This window comes from Lysinibacillus parviboronicapiens, assembly GCF_003049575.1.
GTDB classification, from domain to species: Bacteria; Bacillota; Bacilli; order Bacillales_A; family Planococcaceae; genus Lysinibacillus; species Lysinibacillus parviboronicapiens.
On the sequence record NZ_PYWI01000007.1, the window covers coordinates 140,729 to 158,324 of the forward strand.

Genomic DNA, 17,596 nt, shown 5'->3' on the forward strand with positions numbered 1-17,596 from the left:
CTTCATAGATGTTTCCTAAAAAGCAAGAGGAAGAACACTAGTAAAATGATAAAAAAGTAGAGGAGATTAAATGCAATCTTCTCTACTTTTATATAAGCGATTAAAACTTCACTTTATAACATATTAAATGACTCGGCCAGCAAAGTTAAAGAAGTTCCGCATGATACAAAACGTATACTAGGCAGTGTTACACTATGCAATTAAACGTGGTAATATCCAAACAAATTCCATTACAGCTGTGTTACTCCTCTAGTTACTGATCTAGTTCTAAAGGCAAGAAAGCATACTCTCCATCTTGAATGATCTCACCTTTACGGACTGGGATCGGATAGTTAAAAATTGGTCCATCTATTACTGTCGTATGGAACTCTCCACCCTCTCCGCAAGGGTCAATACCACGGGCAACCAGCTCCTTGACGTATTCATGAGTTAACGTTCGCCCTAAATCTTCCTCTCTCATTCCCAATGATAAGTTAACAGTTACAACGATGGTGATAAACCCTAGATTTATGAACTCCTCGACAGCTTCGTGATGGTTCATTTCCCATAAAGGCATCCCCAGCTTTAATCCAACATTCTTCGTAACCTTATCATGCCAACAGCCATGAGCAGGCATATCTAAGTCTCCTGTTACTAACACTTCGGCTCCTTGATTTTTAGCATTTTCTAAAAGACCCATAAATATTTTTTCATAATCTGCCCAACTTGCCGCTGCAGTATAGACAGGCAATCCAAGCGATTTAGCTTGGGCATGTATGAGTTTCGGAGGCATTCCATGGGATCTCGAACTTTTCCCCTGTTCCTCCAGCATAACAATCAGTCCAATCGCTTCTCCAACTCTCACTGCTTTATACAGCGCTAAAACACTATCCTTCCCTCCGCTAAAAGAAGCAATAAATTTACGCCCGCGAGCACTATTTTTCCAATCTATTAATTCTGCCATTCATATCTTCCCCTTTATTGTCATGGCTTTTTTCACGTTTACGTGTTAGCCATTTCATATTTCCTATATGAGATTTCATCACTCTTTTTGTTTGATTTTATCACGACTGGCCTTTTCAGATAGGAAATTATTGAATCACTTTACAAAAAACTTTCGTTGAACGAGCTACGCTTTCACTACATCTGATTGAAATCACGTGAAATTGCTTAAAATAAAAAAACTTGATATACGAGGGTTTTGACATGTGATTTTAAAGAGACCCAACAACAATTTTTCAATCATTTGTAGGGCATCTGTTTTCTTCTAACTATTCTATGCCAAATAAGCGTACGGCTAATATAATTTTTAATGCCGATACTACTACTGTTAATGCTTGCTCTAAAGATTTGTCTATTCCTTCTTCTGAACATAAAATACCATGATCAATCGTATAAATTGCACAGCTTTTTGATTGTTTACATTCATAAAATTTTGCCGTACTTCGCTACCCAGCAGAAAATTGTCGATAATCCAAACAGCATAAGGATGGATTTTACATATAAACATAACAAAAGGAAGCCATGGTGAGCTTCCTTTTTGTTATTTAGCCATGTCAGTTAAGACATCATCTATTTCTTTTGCAAACTCTACTTCTTTTAAAAGACTAAGAACATTCACTATTTTTTCCTTTTATCGAAAAGTAGCCATAATAGTGTAACAAGCGCTGCAAGCATAACCATTAAGAATCCATAAAGAGGTGTATGTGCTAACGATTGATGGCGAATAATAAAGCCTCCAATATAGGATCCTAAAAATATACCAATGTTGAAAGCAGAAATATTCAATGCGGCGGCCATTGCAATAGCTGATGGTACATACTTTTCAGACAGTATAACCGCATATAGTTGCAATCCAGGGACATTCATGAACATAAATAGCCCCATTATCAATACCATGATTAAGCCGATAATTGGCGATTCGAGAGTAAAGCCAATGCCGAGTAATGCTAAAGCAAGCCCAACAAAAATAAAAAAGATTGAACGAAGCGGATTTTGATTAGCGAAATAGCCGCCTAGTGTATTACCAATAGCAACACAAATACCATAGACAACTAAAATAATGACAACAGCATGTGGTGAATAGCCCATATATTGCTCTAAAATAGGTGAGACATAAGTGTAGACAACAAAGGCACCACCGTATCCAATTGCGGTAATGAAAAGTATTAATAACATGCGGATATTGCCTAATACTTTACCGATATCACGTATAGAAATTGGATTGCCCTTCGATAATTGGCTAGGTACTAACATAGCATTACTAATTAAACCGATGATCCCAATGATGACAATAAAGATGAACGACATACGCCAGTCCATTACTTGTCCAATAAATGTACCAAGTGGCACACCTGTTACAGTAGCTAATGTTAAACCTGTAAACATAAAGGCAATAGCACTTGCTCGTTTATTTGGTTCAACTACATCGGCTGCTATGACAGAAGCGATGGACATAAAGACACCATGTGCTAATGCTGAAATAATGCGTCCTATTAACAGAAAAGAGAAATTAGGTGCTAGAGCTGCAGTTAAATTACCAACTATAAAAATGGCCATGACGAGCAATAAAACGGTTTTTCGACTGAGGCGAGATGTTAAGGCTGTTAATAATGGAGCCCCAACAGTGACGCCGAGTGCATATATAGAAACTGTTAAACCAGCTGTGCTTAAAGATATACCAAAGTCATCTGTAATTAATGGTAAAAGCCCAACACTGATAAATTCAGTGGACCCTATACCAAATGCGCTTATTGCAAGTGCTAGCAAAGTTAATTTAGCACTTGGCTTTTTTGATTGTGACATACTACTACTGGCTCCTTTGATTTTTTTTAACATGTGTAGTAATATTCATACATACCTAAAAGATACGTAGAGTACTTTAGGTTACTATTGAATATTACGGGGGATTACAATGCAAAAAATTTATAATATTGGTGTTGAAGCTACGCTTGAAGTCATTGGTGGTAAATGGAAACCAGTCATTCTTTGTCATTTAAATCACCATGGTAAAATTCGAACAAATGAGTTTCGACGATTGATTCCAGGAATTTCACAAAAAATGCTCACAAGTCAATTAAGAGAGTTAGAGCAAGATGGATTAATCCTTCGAAAGGTCTTCAATCAAGTACCACCAAAAGTTGAATATTCCTTAACACCCTATGGACAAGGAATGGAACCTATTCTGAACATGCTTTGCACTTGGGGCGAAAAGCACGTTGAAGTATTACAGGATAAAGGCGAAGATATAATTTTAAAACAACGTGATGAAGATATAGCCATGCAGCAAACATCGTAATGAGAGGAGAAAGAGACTGTCCAACACAAGACAGTCTCTTTTCCTTTTAATGCTTATAGAGCAAAGTCGTATTCATCTGGATTTGGTCCCACACGATGTTCAAGATTCATCGCAGTGATCATAGCCATTTCTTCGTCTGTTAAACTAAAGTCAAAGATATCGGCGTTTTGCATCATGCGCTCTCTACGCACAGATTTTGGAATCGTGATAATTCCGTTTTGTACATCCCAGCGCAAAATAACTTGAGTGTTTGATTTTCCATATTTTGTTGCGATTTTAGAAATAGTTTCATCTTCAAGAAGTCCACCTTGCATTAAAGGTGCCCATGCTTCAAGTTGAATTTGGTGCTTGTCACAGAATGAACGAAGCTCCACTTGTTGTAAGCGTGGGTGGAATTCCACCTGATTCACAACAGGTTTAATACGAGCAAATGATAATAAGTTTGCCAAGTGTGTCGCAGTGAAGTTACATACACCAATTGCTTTGATCTTGCCTTGTTCATATAGATCTTCAAGCGCTTTCCAAGATTCCGCATACTTATCTTTACCTGGCCAATGAATAAGATAAAGATCTAAATAATCCAATCCTATTTTTTGTAAGCTCTCTTCATAGGCAGCAACGGTTTCCTCATAGCTTAATCCGTTATTCCATACTTTTGATGTAATAAACAAATCTTCACGTCGTAAGCCTGTAGATGCTAGTGCTTGTTTAATACCTTCTCCTACACCTGCTTCATTGCCGTAAATAGCCGCCGTATCGATGCTTCGATATCCAACCTCAATAGCATTTTTCACCATCTCTGCTGTAGCATCATTCGCTACTTGAAAGACCCCTAAACCCATACCAGGCATTTGTAGCCCATTATTTAATGTGATTGTATCTTGTAAATGATTAATCATGTTGATTCCTCCAATTATGTGTGTGCTTGATTGCTTTTTCATTATGATGTCCCGACAGCGTAAAAAAAAGTACGCACTTTTTTGTTTCATAGAAACGTCGAGGTAACTTTTGTGAGTTGGCAATGATTAGAGGGATAAAATTTTTTATAATATATTGTTATTTTAATAATTACGGGGAAAATAAGGATGAGGTAAAAAGTTAAAGGGGAAATGCAATGCTTTAACGAAAAACTAGCATACCATGATAGAGATGCCAAACTAGAGACGAATCGTGGCTGCATGCTATAAAGGAAATTCACCAATTAACGTAAAAACTTAATAGTCCCCTAAACGGAACTAATTCACTGCAATTAACAAGAGTAGTTTTCCCAATATCCTTTCTCTTTGTTAAGAATACAATCACTTCGATAAAAGTATCTGCCATGTTCCCATGACCGTTAATGGAAGATGATGATTTATAAAAACTATTTCCACCCTTAACCACCATATTATTAATGTATTTTTTGTCTAGTTTGGGTGCAATCAAATGAGTCATAATATCACCCACTGTCACGCAGTGAGCTTCAGCCAATCTAGAGATATAACTGCTAAGAGATTCCACTTTAATTGTGTCAGTTCCAATTGGTTCAATCGAATATAAACAACTTCTTTCCAATTACATGCCACCACCATTTCATATTGTCTATTATTACTTAAATATAATAATAGAATTGTCTAGAATCCTTTCTTTTATGCCATGTTGTCCATAAATTATATATATCAGGGGTAGAGTCAGGAAAATGCGGATTTACAACGATAAGAGCTTCATCATAAATAAACCCCGAATCATCCTTGTAATAAACAAGATAATTCGGGGAAGTAATTCCACTTCACCAATTTCCTCTACAATGAGTTTTAGTTTTTAGAAATTATTTCAAGAAGTTATCAGGAAGTTTTTTGAAATAATTGTTTCTTTATTTTTGGTTCTTCACCAAAAGTCGTGGGTGACAAAATCAGCGACCTGTTTCTAACCGTAAACGAAGAAATAAACGGTCTTCATTTCGATAGCCAAAACCTCGTCTTTTAATGAGTTTAATTTTATTATTCGTGCCTTCCATCATGCCATTTGATAGCGGTGAAATAATGGTATCTAGCAATGCTTTTTCACGGGTTATCAATGTTTTTGCGATTTTAGAAATGGCACTACAAAGATGAAATTGATACCGTTTAAACCATTCTGTTAATCGTCGTTTTGCTTGTGTTATCGTTGTCGCATTCAGTACATAACGCATATGATTCAATGCTTGATAAATGTATTTCGTAGGCAAATCTTCCTGGTGCCACTGTGCAACAAATCCACGTTCTTCATCAGTTAATTGTTCAGGTTTTCGTGCCAAACAACGGTCAATGAATCGCGATGGTTCGTATTCACGCGCTACATCAGCAATGGAACGACCGTGGCAACGCCTCACAAGTTCTCTACGAAACATAGCCGAAGACGCTTGGACAATCCCTAAACCGAAATCATATGTAAATGTGAGATCGCAGGCAATACAATGATGACGTGGAATCGCCATCTCAATCCAAATAAATCCGAGGTGCAAAGCATAGCCATGACGAAAACGACGTAACGTTTGTGCATGGCGAATCGTTTTCCCTTGGCAAATTGGACATGGCACTGAATAAGCACCTACAGTAACAGGAAATACATTTGGTTCTTCGTCAGATGGAAAAGAAACTTCGAAAAAAGATGGTAACGGTAATAGCATTTTGATAAACTTGGAGTACAAAGCGAAAACTCCTCTCGTGGTTTGTCTCGGCAACAATTACGATACGTAAGTTTTCGCTTTTCTTCTATAAGAAAATGTAAAATTATTGAATTAAAAGAAAATCAACCACGAGTTTTGGTGAAGAACCTTATTTTTTGTATTCATACCAAAATCTGTTGCTCGATATTCATTACCATCTTCATCTATAATTCTCATATTTTCATTATCATATATACCATCCATCGAAAATGTTAGATTTAATGATGTTGGATTTATTTTATTAATTAGAACTAATAACAACTTCAATTTATACTTTTAAATAAAAGGGTCTTTGGATTCACATTTCAGGAGTATCGAGCGCTAACAAAGGAATCTTTTTAAATACATAAAACCCATGCTATCTTCATAACTTTTCTTTCATTGAAATATCCAAAAAGGCTTAGGAATATCTCCTAAGCCTTTCAAAATTAATTATAGGGGTTAAGCTTTTCGAAACCTTATTCTGCAATACAAAAAAGAATCTTTGTTTCATACTTTCGGAGTGCCAAACACCAACAAAAGAATCTTTTAAAAAAACATTAATAACTCTTGTTTAGGTCTTTACATTTTATTTCCGTTGTCTACTTGACGAGGGACAGTTCATTTTTTTGTGCCCCTCGTTTTATCCCTAATTTGGCATTAAGAGGATTTACATGTAAAGGACATTTTATTAAACTATTAAACTTTCAACGAGAAGCTTATTATGTGGTGAAAAGTTCGTATAGTGTCTTATCGTATTATGTCTGCTGCGTTCTGTCTGCAGGACCCTCTATTGGTAAATTCAATTGCTTGCGAAGCTCGTTTGATAATTTCATTCTTGTTTCTTCGCTCACAATATAATACCACAGATTATCAATCTTACCTCCTTCACCAGTAATCTCCATTTGTTTTATATTCTTGACGCCATTTTTATGAGAGCGTTGAATATCAATCATTTGATCAAATGTTAAGTTCGTTTGAACATTTTTTTCTAGAGCCTTTAATACCTTTTTATAGTTAACTAATGAATTTAATCGAGAGCCTTCATTAATGATTTGGTCAATAACCTCACGTTGCCTCTGCTGTCGACCAAAATCACCACGAGGATCCTCTTTTCTCATCCGAACATATTTAAGGGCTACCTCCCCATTAATATGTTGTTTTCCTTCTGGTATATGAATCCCTTCAAGGGTAAATGCAAATGGATTATTTACTGTAACACCACCAACTGCATCTACAATATCCTTAAACCCGTCCATATTCACTTTGACGTAATAATCGATTGGAATGTTTAAAAACCGTTCTATCGTTTGGGCAGTTTCTCCAACTCCGCCATATGCATATGCGGCATTGATTTTATCATAGGTATTCTTAGATGAAATGAACGCTCTCGTATCGCGAGGTATACTCATCATCGTCGACGTTTCTGTTTCTGGATTAACAGTTATAACAATCATTGTATCTGAGCGTCCAATATCACCAGGTCGTTCATCTACACCTAGCAAAAGGATTGAAATTGGATCTTGCGAAACAGAAGGTAAAAGCTGCTTTGAATCAATATCAAGTGGTTTATACATATTGTTTACTGATTTTGAAACCGTACGAAAAATAGTGAAACCAAGGATACTGCCGATTACTAGTAATAAAATCACTCCAAACAATAGAGCCCTCTTCCATTTAATTTTTTTCTTTTTACTTAATTTCTCCATATGCAATCCCACTTTCTTATCAAGAATAACTGAGTGAATGCATTAATTTGGACACTTTCATTCAAGATAAAATTATTTATCATTGGCTCGTCCCTTTTACAGCTTCAGCAATAATCGAGGCGTAATACTTAGCGCCTTTCGGTTGCAGATGCACGCCATCTTGTGTGAAATAATCGTCTTTGCCTTCACTAGCTGAATACCAATCTACTACAGTTGTATTGCTAAAATCTTCAGCTACCTCTTCTATACTCTTATTAACTGTATCCTGCCATTCTTTAGGAACACGAGTATTTACTAGAAAAATTTGCTCAACGTCGCTAAGTGAATACAACAAATTACGCAACTTTTCCTTATTGAATGGCCCATTGGTTCCTAGCTCAATGATGATTTGATCACCCAGTTTTCCCTGTACTTTTAGTTCATCAATTACTTCCTGCGCATGTGTCATCTGACGGCCTACCTTTCCGTCGATGACTATGCCTGGGAGTATGTTCTCCAGATAAGAGGCCACGCCCAGAATGACTGAATCTCCAATCGCGGTAATCCCTTTTCCTGAACGAGCATCTTCATCCCAAGAAGATAGTTGAGTCTGTTCTTTCACTATTTCTTTTTGGTCATCTGCTTCTTGTTTAAGTACTGGTTTATCTGGATCCTCTTTAAGGTCATGCTCCTGCTGTAAATAGCAATAAACTGCAATACCAATAATGGCAAGTATTATGCTGGCTATTATCGTCTTATTCCTTTGAGTCATTCAGTTTCTTCCTTTCATTTATCCTGATATAGGACAATTGTAATTATGGATTGCCCTTTGTTGCTTTTAGTTTTCTTTTGTTTTCTAGAATTCTATTTTTTTACCGCTTATACTTTCAATTTCTCTCTGAAGAGGACCTTCAGAAGACTTACGTTCTTCTTATGTTCAATCAAGAGAATTATTTATCATTAGCTTGTCCCTTTTACAGCTTCAGCAATAATCGAGGCGTAATACTTAGCGCCTTTCGGTTGCAGATGCACGCCATCTTGTGTGAAATAATTGTCTTTGCCTTCACTAGCTGTATACCAATCTACTACAGTTGTATTACTAAAATCTTCAGCTACCTCTTTTATACTCTTATTAACTGTATCCTGCCATTCTTTAGGAACACGAGTATTTACTAGAAAAATTTGCTCAACGTCGCTAAGTGAATGCAACAAATTACGCAACTTTTCCTTATTGAATGGTCCATTGGTTCCTAGCTCAATGATGATTTGATCACCCAGTTTTCCCTGTGCTTTTAGTTCATCAATTACTTCCTGCGCATGTGTCATCTGACGGCCTACCTTTCCGTCGATGACTATGCCTGGGAGTATGTTTTCCAGATAAGAGGCCACGCCCAGAATGACTGAATCTCCAATCACGGTAATCCCTTTTCCTGAACGAGTATCTTCATCCCAAGAAGATATATCTTCCTTCTCCTGTTTCATATAGTGCAATGCCTCTTCTGTCACGGAGGTTTTTCCTTCAGAATTAGTAAAGTAGCTCCTGAATGCGATTAGAAAGACGATGAGTAAGCTCGCTAGAAAAAAAATACGATTATAACGTAGACGAGTTGAGTACCTTCGTCCACTTCGGATTTGGAGCTTTGTACTAAATCCTCCACGCCTGAACGGCTCCTCTACATATTTATAAGATAAAGCTGCAAGGATAAAGCTAGCTGCTATCTGTAGTAGGATACGCAGAACACTTGGCCCTTCCATATTTACCGCAGGACTCGATAAAATAATGACAGGAAAATGCCAAATATATAAGCTATACGACCGAACCCCTATCCAGCGTAGTGGCTTCCAACCCATGATACTACCTACTCGGCTGGCAGGATGTACCAGCACAGCAATCACTATTGCTGTAATACAAGTTAACAATACAAACCCACCACGGTAGAGCGAATCATCAAACTTATTGGTATAAACAATCAATATGATTAATATAAACAATCCTAGCCAACCTGTAATATCCAGTGTACGGCGGGCTATTTTAGGGACCCTTTCGCTTAACTTTTGACTAGGCCATACTATAGCTAAAGCTGCGCCAATCAAGAGGGCGAATGCGCGGGTATCAGTACCATAATAAACTCTGCTGGGATCAGTTCCTGGCTCATATATTAGAGCCATTGCAAAGGCTGATACAGCGGCACAAGCAAGAATCCAAAGTGTAAGCTTACTGCGACGAGGGACCGTTTTTAAACCGATCATAAGAACTAATGGCCATATGAGATAAAATTGCTCCTCAATAGCAAGTGACCAAAGATGGCCGATTGGAGAAGCAGGGCCAAAGCTCTCAAAGTAAGATACTTTATGGTATATGAGCCACCAGTTGTTTACATAAAATAATGAAGATATATAAGCACCCTTCAGTGCTTGTAATCTGGCTGGATCAACAAATACAAGCCACAATGCCACAAATAAAAGCATACATGCCATTGCTGGTACAAGTCTTCGCACTCTTCTGATCCAGAAATTTATAAGTTGCAGTCTTTGATACTTATTCCATTCCGAAACTATATGATCTGTTATGAGATAGCCGGAGATGACGAAAAAGATTCCCACCCCAAGGAGCCCGCCTTGAGCCCACTTTATATCCAAATGATAAGCGATAACCGCAAGAACAGATAATGCCCTTAAACCATCTAATCCTGGCATATAACGTTTACCCATATGATTTTTGTTCATGTTGCCCGTCATAGTGATTCATTCCTTACTGTGATTAGTTGTATATAGACCAGACGAAGAAAGCACCGTGGATATCACCCATTTTTAGGGATATTTTATATCTCAACATAAAATATCCACCAGTGTGGGAGGATTTTTAATCATAAGATTGATCTAGAACTAAGTTAAATAGGTTTGAAAAATCCATCTTTTTTACTCAATTAATCCTAAACTCTTACCACCGTCTGTACTCTTCAAATATACAGTGAGGATGTCGCAGAAGTTTGACATACTTGTAAACAAAATGTCACAAAAAAAAGAGGAGGACAGAAACAATATAATATTTTGACTTTTCAGTTAAGACAAATGAAGTAAGCCGCATTATATACTTTTCTTTTTAATAGGAATTAAAAATACGTGGAACGAGGAGTAGAGGTTAATATACATGGAAGTAAATCAAGAAAAGAGATAAATTATCTATAGAGAATAAAAAGCAAAATGAATTTACATTTAGATGTCTTATAAATAGTTAGCTCATGTAATGGTATATCGAAGTGATAACAATCGCCTCATTAAGAAGCTTTGTAAATCTACACAGTATCCAATAAAACCAGGAGGTATTTGGGGTATAATGCTGAGATTGCCACGTAGAACAAGATGCCGACAGTGTAATAAGGGGTTGACATTAAAATCATTTAAATACTTTAGATAAATATCTTCTTTATCCCTCAGCGACTCAAGTTTGTTTAAAAATGGAAACCAGGAGGGTGCAGATTATATCTGCGTTTAGATAAACCTGCTCGACAACTTAAATTGCGAAGAGTTGAGCCAAATCGTTAATGAAATCACTCAAACTAAGTAGAATGGAAAGTCCAAACTGACCCGTAGAAAAATACTTTATATAAAGCATCTATCAAATCCAAATAGGAAAGAGTCAGTTGGCCAAAGGGTAAAAATGTAATAATTTATCGTTTCATGACTAGGATTTTACTAAGATCTAAAACAAAGCTATACAACCTTCCGCTGATTGAATATCGAAATAAGTTTTACTAGATAGTCTAGTTATGTTCGTATAAGACTCTATATCACCCAGTTATCTCCAGATGCCCTATTGAAATGTGATTATATAAGACTGAACATCTGGATGACCTGTTCCCACCGGTGCACTTTTCCGACCATAAATGAGAAGACTATTATTATCTGGACTCCAGTGAATTTGCTCTGGTATGATGCCATGGTATATAGATTCTTCGTTCAGGACATTTTTGCCTTGAAACTTCCCTGCAAAGATAGTGTCTTTTTCGTACACCGAGTAAGCAATATTCTTCCTATCCTGGGAGAATTCGAAGCTATCTACTTTCTCTAGTAAAACGGTAAGCTCACCGTTTCGACTGTCGTATTCGTACAGCGTTCCATCCGTTCCAAGGAACACAAACTGATCATTGTTAAGCCAAGCATTCTGTTCGCTGCCAATCTGATGTTCATACTGAATGTTAATATCACTATCATTGATCGTCCCCATGACAATACTGTTGTACCGACCAGACTTATTAAACCGAAACATAGTAAGTAATAAGCTTCTACCATCATCAGATATGTTAACCCCCATAAGTGAATTTTCCGTACCAAAATTCTTAAGCCAATATGTTTTAAGAGTTCCGGAGTCTGTATCGTATATCCCGACATTGGCTTGTCCTCCTTTAGTTGCATCTATAATGAGATAGCAAATATACCTACTATTGTTTGACCATGAACTATCTTGCAGATACAGCTGCTGACTGGAGCTAAAGCTCGCCACTTCTATTTCTTTTCCGTCTGGTAACGAGATGAGTTTTAGTGAAGTCCCCTGTGCCGAGTTGGTAATTCCAAAGATATTTTCGCCGTCCGGTGATAGCTCCTGGAAGGTCATGTTAACATCAATCCTTTGAATCATTTCGGGCTTTTCATAGGGTTTATTAAGGCGCTGAAGGTTCAGCATTGTACTATCAGTTTTGTTATTCTTTCCAAACAAACCAATCACGGATTCCGGGGCAGACCATCCAAGCAATTGAAACGACTCCGGGAGAGGATATATCGTTTTAACCTGAAATTGCTGGCTACCTTGATCATCGGAATATTCCTCTTTCTTGCTAGGTATAATAATCGTTTCTGATCTGGATCCTAAAGTGCATCCAGATATAACGATAATGAGGAACAGTAGTGTCCCGAACCATGACATAAACCGTTTATTCTTCACGATGATTTCTCCTCCTTCAAGTAAGGAATTTTCACAAGAACAATCGTATGATAATTTTCATTATCAATATTGATAGTCCCTCCGTGATCTTCAACTATTGATTTGGCAATACTAAGTCCCAAACCGACACTCCCTTTTTCCTTTTCTATCAGATTCGCCGAATAAAAGGGCTTAAAAAGATTAGAGAGCTGCTCGGACGGAATTGGTTCACTTGGATTGTCAAAAATAAAGCTTATCTCGTCATCAACAAGCTCTGACTTTACTAATATTTCTGAATGAGGCGTGCTATATTTGATCGCATTGTCAAGTAGATTAATAAAGAGCTGTCTCAGTCTGTCAGCTTGACCGTACACGAGTAAATTTTCTTGTATCTTGCAGTCAATACTTTTCCTATAGCGCTTTGCCCGAAACGACATTGAATCACAAACGTCTTGCAAAATTTTCTCTGCGTCAATCCTTTCGTATTCATTTCCCCTGTCAGTTCTGCCAGAAACCTCTAGCAGTTTCAACACCATCTTGTGCAGTCGTCTGCTTTCTTCAACAATGTGATTCATTCCTTTATCAAAAAACTTGCGATCTGCTTCCCCATTTTCCCTTATCATTTCAGCATAACCTAAAATAGAGGTAAGAGGTGTCTTAAGTTCATGTGTGACATTGTCAAAGAATCGTTTTTCCTGTTCGTTGAGCTCTCTAAGCCGGTCACGTTCCCTTTCGATCGTTAAAATCTGGCTGCTAATCCGGTTTATCATATCATTGAAATTGACAGCCAACCTACCTATTTCATCATTACGCTTAAAATGAATTTGGACATTTAAATTACCGTTCTTCACCTCTGTAGAAGCCCGAGTCAGATTCACGATTGGAATTGTGATATGTCTGGAGAGAATATAGGAAAATAGGAATGCTGCAGCAAAGATCGCAAGTGCGATGTATAAAATGGTATCCAAAATCTGTTCACTTTGTTCATAGAGCAGGGTAAAATCTTTTGAAAAACGTAAAATGCCAACTTTCGTACCTTCAATGACTACTGGGTAAGAGAAGAAGACAGTTACTTTGTTACGGTGGTAGGTAATATTATATGCAGTCTTTCCTCCAATCGCCTGTTTAAGATCGTCATCGCCCCCCTTAGAGAATACCGATTTATCAGATGAAGACAACAAAACGCCATCCACTGTATAAGCACTGACTTCGCTTCCGTTGGCATGATTTAAATCATTAACCATTTCCATTGCCATTTGACCAAAATAAAGTTTATTATTTGTAAAATGATTAATTAAAAATGCCTGGCGCACATACACATTGCTGTTGTTTTTAAGTCCTACTAAATCCGAAGTTACGATGTTCTGATTGTTTGTCCAGATAATCTCTTTTACCGTTTGATTAAGCATGAGGAAAGAGAAGAGGAAGATGATAAAAAAACCGATGATAAATTTAGCTCTTAGAGTCCTAATCATGTCTATTCCACCTGTTTCTCGAATTTGTACCCAATCCCAAACACGGTTGTTATAAAGTCGCCAGCATCTAACTTTTTGCGGAGCCTTTGAATATGAGTATCAACTGTTCGGGTGTCACCAATAAAATCGTAACCCCATACGTAATCAAGCAGCTCTGCACGAGTAAAAATTTTGCCCTGGTGGCCAAACAACATTAGGAGTAGATCATATTCCTTTGGAGTTAGATCAATAGGTATGCCTTCTTTCTTTACTAGCCTTTCTTCCTGCACAATTTCAATATTTTTAACCCGGATTACATGCTCTTCTGCAGCTTTACGGTCGCCCAGTTTAGCTTGATCCAGCCTCCGTAGAGTTGTGCGAATCCGGGCAATAACTTCGCGTAGATCAAACGGCTTCGTAATATAATCATCCGCACCAAATTCAAGACCGAGTACTTTATCTGTGACATCTGATTTTGCCGTGATCATTATTATAGGAATATTGTAATTTGCTGTCACTTTTTTGCAAATATCTAGTCCACTCTGGTCAGGTAACATCCAGTCGAGCAGGAGAAGATCTGGTTCGAATTGTTCCAACTCGCTCATTCCCACACTCCCGCTTTCCGCAGTACGCGTTTGAAATCCTTCATTTTTAAGCCCGTATGAAAGCAAATCAGCAATTGGTTCCTCATCTTCAATAATGAGTATCTTCATTTTATTCATAAATAATCTCCATTCCTTATTTTTTGCTTGAGGTAAAGCTAAATTTTAGTTAATGTCTCATATATAGAAACGATTTTAGCATTACCCATGAGTAACTCACAAGTTCTGGGGACATACTCACCAACAGCTTTACCGTCATGAAGGTGTTCCCATAGACGTTAGTTTGTCACTCTTTTTTCGGCGTTTTCCCCCGTTTAATTAAGAAAAAACACGAAGGAATTTGGAGGAAGAATCCAAAAGCTCTTCGTGCTGGTGTACATTATGTCTATCTTTTACCGTCTTGATTTCCTATTTAAATTTACATTTTGGAACGCATACCCTAGTACTCTGCTTTTCGGTAGTCACTGAAAGCGCGATCAAAGTGTCTCATCAATGACTCGAGAGGACCGTTAGGGAGCCGTGCGACCAACCACCCTATCACTAGCGTTGCAGCCACGACAAGAAGTTCACCGAATGGAATCCCACTAACACTATATTCTATTCCCGCAAGTTCAAGGGACCATATTACGACGAATTGAACTGCATACATCGTCAATGCCACGCGTCCGACTGCAGCGAAAGGTCTTAACACTATAGAGGTCTTCTTCGCTACCAGACATACCAGTCCAAGCACGATTAATGCGCCACCTAGTCCAATCAGCGTTTGGAACATTGACGCACTGTGCGGAGCTGTCGAGAAAAGCAGGTTCCATAGTGGCGGTTCCGTGTTGAGCGGCCAGATTGCATTCGGGTCTGGTGGGGTCGGCAGAGCACTACCTGTTCCTTGTTTACCAATGAGCCACGCCTCGAAGGAACGGTTCAGCCCAGGGATAACAAAAGTACTTAGCATTTTACCGAATGCGAGAATGATACCGCCAATCCCCGCGAGAGAGAGTGCGGTACGTACCTTGGTAAGGTTAAGGCGCCCGACAGCCATACCTACGACAAATGCTGGAGCGAGTGCGAGAGTTGACATTGGACCTCCCGCAATATCATAAAGGATGTACGATCCCGATAGGACGCTCATACCAAGAATCATCATCGGTGGGGCAGCCACTGTCAAAATGGTTGCTGTAATAACGAGCGTGCGAGTCGAACAGCGAACCAGTACTAACGCCAGTACGAACATTGCCGCATAAGCGGGCAAAATCACCCCGTACGGAGTATTCAGCAGGATGAGCAAATATCCAATTACATCAATGAATACCGCGCGCGCGAGCATTCGTGCTGGGAACATGGTCGTCTCCGTTTCTCGATCCTTCATGCGTTGCGCCATGATAGAGTAAGAAATACCGCCGCAGAGTAAGAATAGTAGCGTTGTGTTCCCGGAAACGATTGCAGAAATTGTTTCATTCGATCCAAAGTGCTGCAAATACATCCCTATGACCGCTAATCCCCGTGCTGCATCAAGTGCCACGAGACGCCGCCCTGATCCCCGTGAATTAGCTTGTGTGTTCCTTACTTTATCAGACTTCTGGTTGGCGATGTCAATTTGCTCATCGTCCTGAATTATAATTGTACTACCGGACTCGCCCGGCATCTTGATACTATTTGACAATTAACATTCCTCCTCAAAATGTTCTGAAGAAGCTCTCAATTACTTATAAATAGTAGTTACTTTACCAATTTCACTATAGATGGTAGATGTCACAAAAGTTTGATCAATATGTAAACAAAATGTCACAACGATACTTGAAGCTTGTTATACACTAGAGGAAATTAAATCAACATTCGAAGAAGTAATTAAATTTGTACAACAAAAGCAGATAAAAAACCGTAATAACAGTTCATACAAAAACACCCCAAAAGTTAGATTTTCACTCTAACTTTTGGGGTGCAGCACCCTTTTTAAAGTTATTTATTTCTTGTTCAACTAACGCCCCGTTTGTCTTAAAGTAAAATCTAATTCGTTTGATAATCCATTTGCATACGAATTTTTTCTTTTGCATCATTTCCTGCTAATTTTTCACAAAGATAAAGTCCTAAATCAATTGATGAACTTACCCCTCTTGCAGTGATGATATCACCTTCATCTACAATTCTATCATCATCCACTGTACAATAATTTTTAAGATTTTCAAAAGCACTAGGGTAAGTTGTAGCTGATTTCCCATGTAATAAACCTGCCGAACCATATAATAAAGAACCAGTACATACAGAAGCCTTTAATCTACAAGATTTTGAAGTTTTTAACCATTCAATAAATGCACTATCATCAACTAATCTTCTTGTACCAAATCCCCCAGGAACTATAACCATGTCATATGTATCAAGAGGTTCATTTACTTTTGTTGGAGTAAGTATTAGTCCAGTACCATCCATAACTCGTTCAGTAAACGAACAAATTTCCCATTCCAACTCTGGAATAAAATTCATTGTTTTTAATCTAGTAACAGCGTCGTAAACTCCTATAAAATCTAATGCAGTTAAATCCTCAAAAATAACAAATGCGACTTTCATTCTTTAACCCTCTCAAATAAATAGTTAAAACAAAACTTTGATAAAAAAGTACCGATCACAAAAGAAAACCACCTTTCCTCCTTACTAATCTCCCCAATAAATATATAAATTCCCCAAAGAATAAATAAATCCTTCTTTAACTATTCTGCACCGTTAGTTTAAGTACATTTCTTCACAATCTCCAAAGTGATATTATCATAAATTTCAAATAAAAAAACCTCACCAGACTTACTTTTTAAGTATAATCTTGCCTAAAATAAAAAAAAGTATATCCTTGCCAACACGGCAAAGATATACTTAAAATGTAAGCCCGAAATAAAAAAATAAGCGCACCTTTTCGGTACGCACGACGAATGGCCATCTATCTGAAATTATTTCAAATAGATGGCTATTTTGCACATGTCGCTTGAATATTTTTCGACCAAGGCAT

14 protein-coding genes are annotated in these 17,596 nt (G+C 37.8%); 1 reads left to right on the forward strand and 13 read right to left on the reverse strand.

The genetic code is table 11. The annotated features are described in order from the left end of the window. Positions 1-253: 253 nt before the first annotated feature. On the reverse strand, positions 254-943 hold the full coding sequence (locus tag C9J35_RS08720) for a Dph6-related ATP pyrophosphatase (RefSeq protein ID WP_107924201.1): 690 nt from the start codon (positions 941-943) through the stop codon (positions 254-256). A 656-nt stretch (positions 944-1,599) separates the two neighbouring features. Further along, a complete protein-coding gene (locus C9J35_RS08725) occupies positions 1,600-2,784 on the reverse strand; it encodes an MFS transporter (RefSeq protein ID WP_107924202.1) in 1,185 nt (394 codons plus the stop codon). 109 nt (positions 2,785-2,893) lie between these two features. Here C9J35_RS08725 and C9J35_RS08730 point away from each other — a divergent pair, with 109 nt between their 5' ends. After that, positions 2,894-3,277, forward strand: a complete 384-nt coding sequence (locus C9J35_RS08730; RefSeq protein WP_107924203.1) for a winged helix-turn-helix transcriptional regulator — start codon at positions 2,894-2,896, stop codon at positions 3,275-3,277. A 53-nt stretch (positions 3,278-3,330) separates the two neighbouring features. Here the strand turns inward: C9J35_RS08730 and C9J35_RS08735 are convergent, their stop codons facing one another. The 11 genes from C9J35_RS08735 to C9J35_RS08785 form a co-directional block, all read right to left on the reverse strand. Next, complete coding sequence (locus C9J35_RS08735; protein ID WP_107924204.1) at positions 3,331-4,176, reverse strand: aldo/keto reductase; 846 nt, start codon at positions 4,174-4,176, stop codon at positions 3,331-3,333. Between the two features lie 295 nt (positions 4,177-4,471). Beyond that, complete coding sequence (locus tag C9J35_RS08740) at positions 4,472-4,831, reverse strand: TniQ family protein (protein WP_235616236.1); 360 nt, start codon at positions 4,829-4,831, stop codon at positions 4,472-4,474. Positions 4,832-5,168: 337 nt separating this feature from the next. Further along, positions 5,169-5,945, reverse strand: coding sequence for a transposase (locus C9J35_RS08745; RefSeq protein WP_107924205.1), 777 nt, complete (start codon positions 5,943-5,945; stop codon positions 5,169-5,171). Between the two features lie 755 nt (positions 5,946-6,700). Further along, a complete protein-coding gene (locus C9J35_RS08750; RefSeq protein WP_107924206.1) occupies positions 6,701-7,651 on the reverse strand; it encodes an LCP family glycopolymer transferase in 951 nt (316 codons plus the stop codon). A 79-nt stretch (positions 7,652-7,730) separates the two neighbouring features. Continuing rightward, positions 7,731-8,402 (reverse strand): SGNH/GDSL hydrolase family protein, encoded by a 672-nt coding sequence (locus C9J35_RS08755; protein ID WP_054767586.1) that lies wholly within the window; start codon positions 8,400-8,402, stop codon positions 7,731-7,733. Between the two features lie 188 nt (positions 8,403-8,590). Then, the gene (locus tag C9J35_RS08760) at positions 8,591-10,369 is read right to left on the reverse strand and encodes an acyltransferase family protein (protein ID WP_438941204.1); all 1,779 of its coding nucleotides are present in this window, start codon (positions 10,367-10,369) and stop codon (positions 8,591-8,593) included. Positions 10,370-11,444: 1,075 nt separating this feature from the next. After that, entirely contained in the window at positions 11,445-12,575 is a 1,131-nt protein-coding gene (locus C9J35_RS08765; RefSeq protein WP_054767585.1) for a hypothetical protein, read from the reverse strand. Beyond that, positions 12,569-14,026 carry a HAMP domain-containing sensor histidine kinase gene (locus C9J35_RS08770; RefSeq protein WP_107924208.1) on the reverse strand — a complete coding sequence of 486 codons (1,458 nt, stop codon included), beginning with the start codon at positions 14,024-14,026 and terminating at the stop codon, positions 12,569-12,571. The genes C9J35_RS08765 and C9J35_RS08770 overlap by 7 nt, the downstream gene beginning before the upstream one ends. Positions 14,027-14,028: 2 nt before the next feature. Then, on the reverse strand, positions 14,029-14,727 hold the full coding sequence (locus C9J35_RS08775; RefSeq protein ID WP_107924209.1) for a response regulator transcription factor: 699 nt from the start codon (positions 14,725-14,727) through the stop codon (positions 14,029-14,031). Positions 14,728-15,046: 319 nt separating this feature from the next. After that, positions 15,047-16,246 carry a DUF418 domain-containing protein gene (locus C9J35_RS08780; RefSeq protein WP_107924216.1) on the reverse strand — a complete coding sequence of 400 codons (1,200 nt, stop codon included), beginning with the start codon at positions 16,244-16,246 and terminating at the stop codon, positions 15,047-15,049. A gap of 362 nt (positions 16,247-16,608) precedes the next feature. Then, positions 16,609-17,166 (reverse strand): DJ-1/PfpI family protein, encoded by a 558-nt coding sequence (locus C9J35_RS08785; protein WP_107924210.1) that lies wholly within the window; start codon positions 17,164-17,166, stop codon positions 16,609-16,611. Positions 17,167-17,596 lie beyond the last annotated feature (430 nt).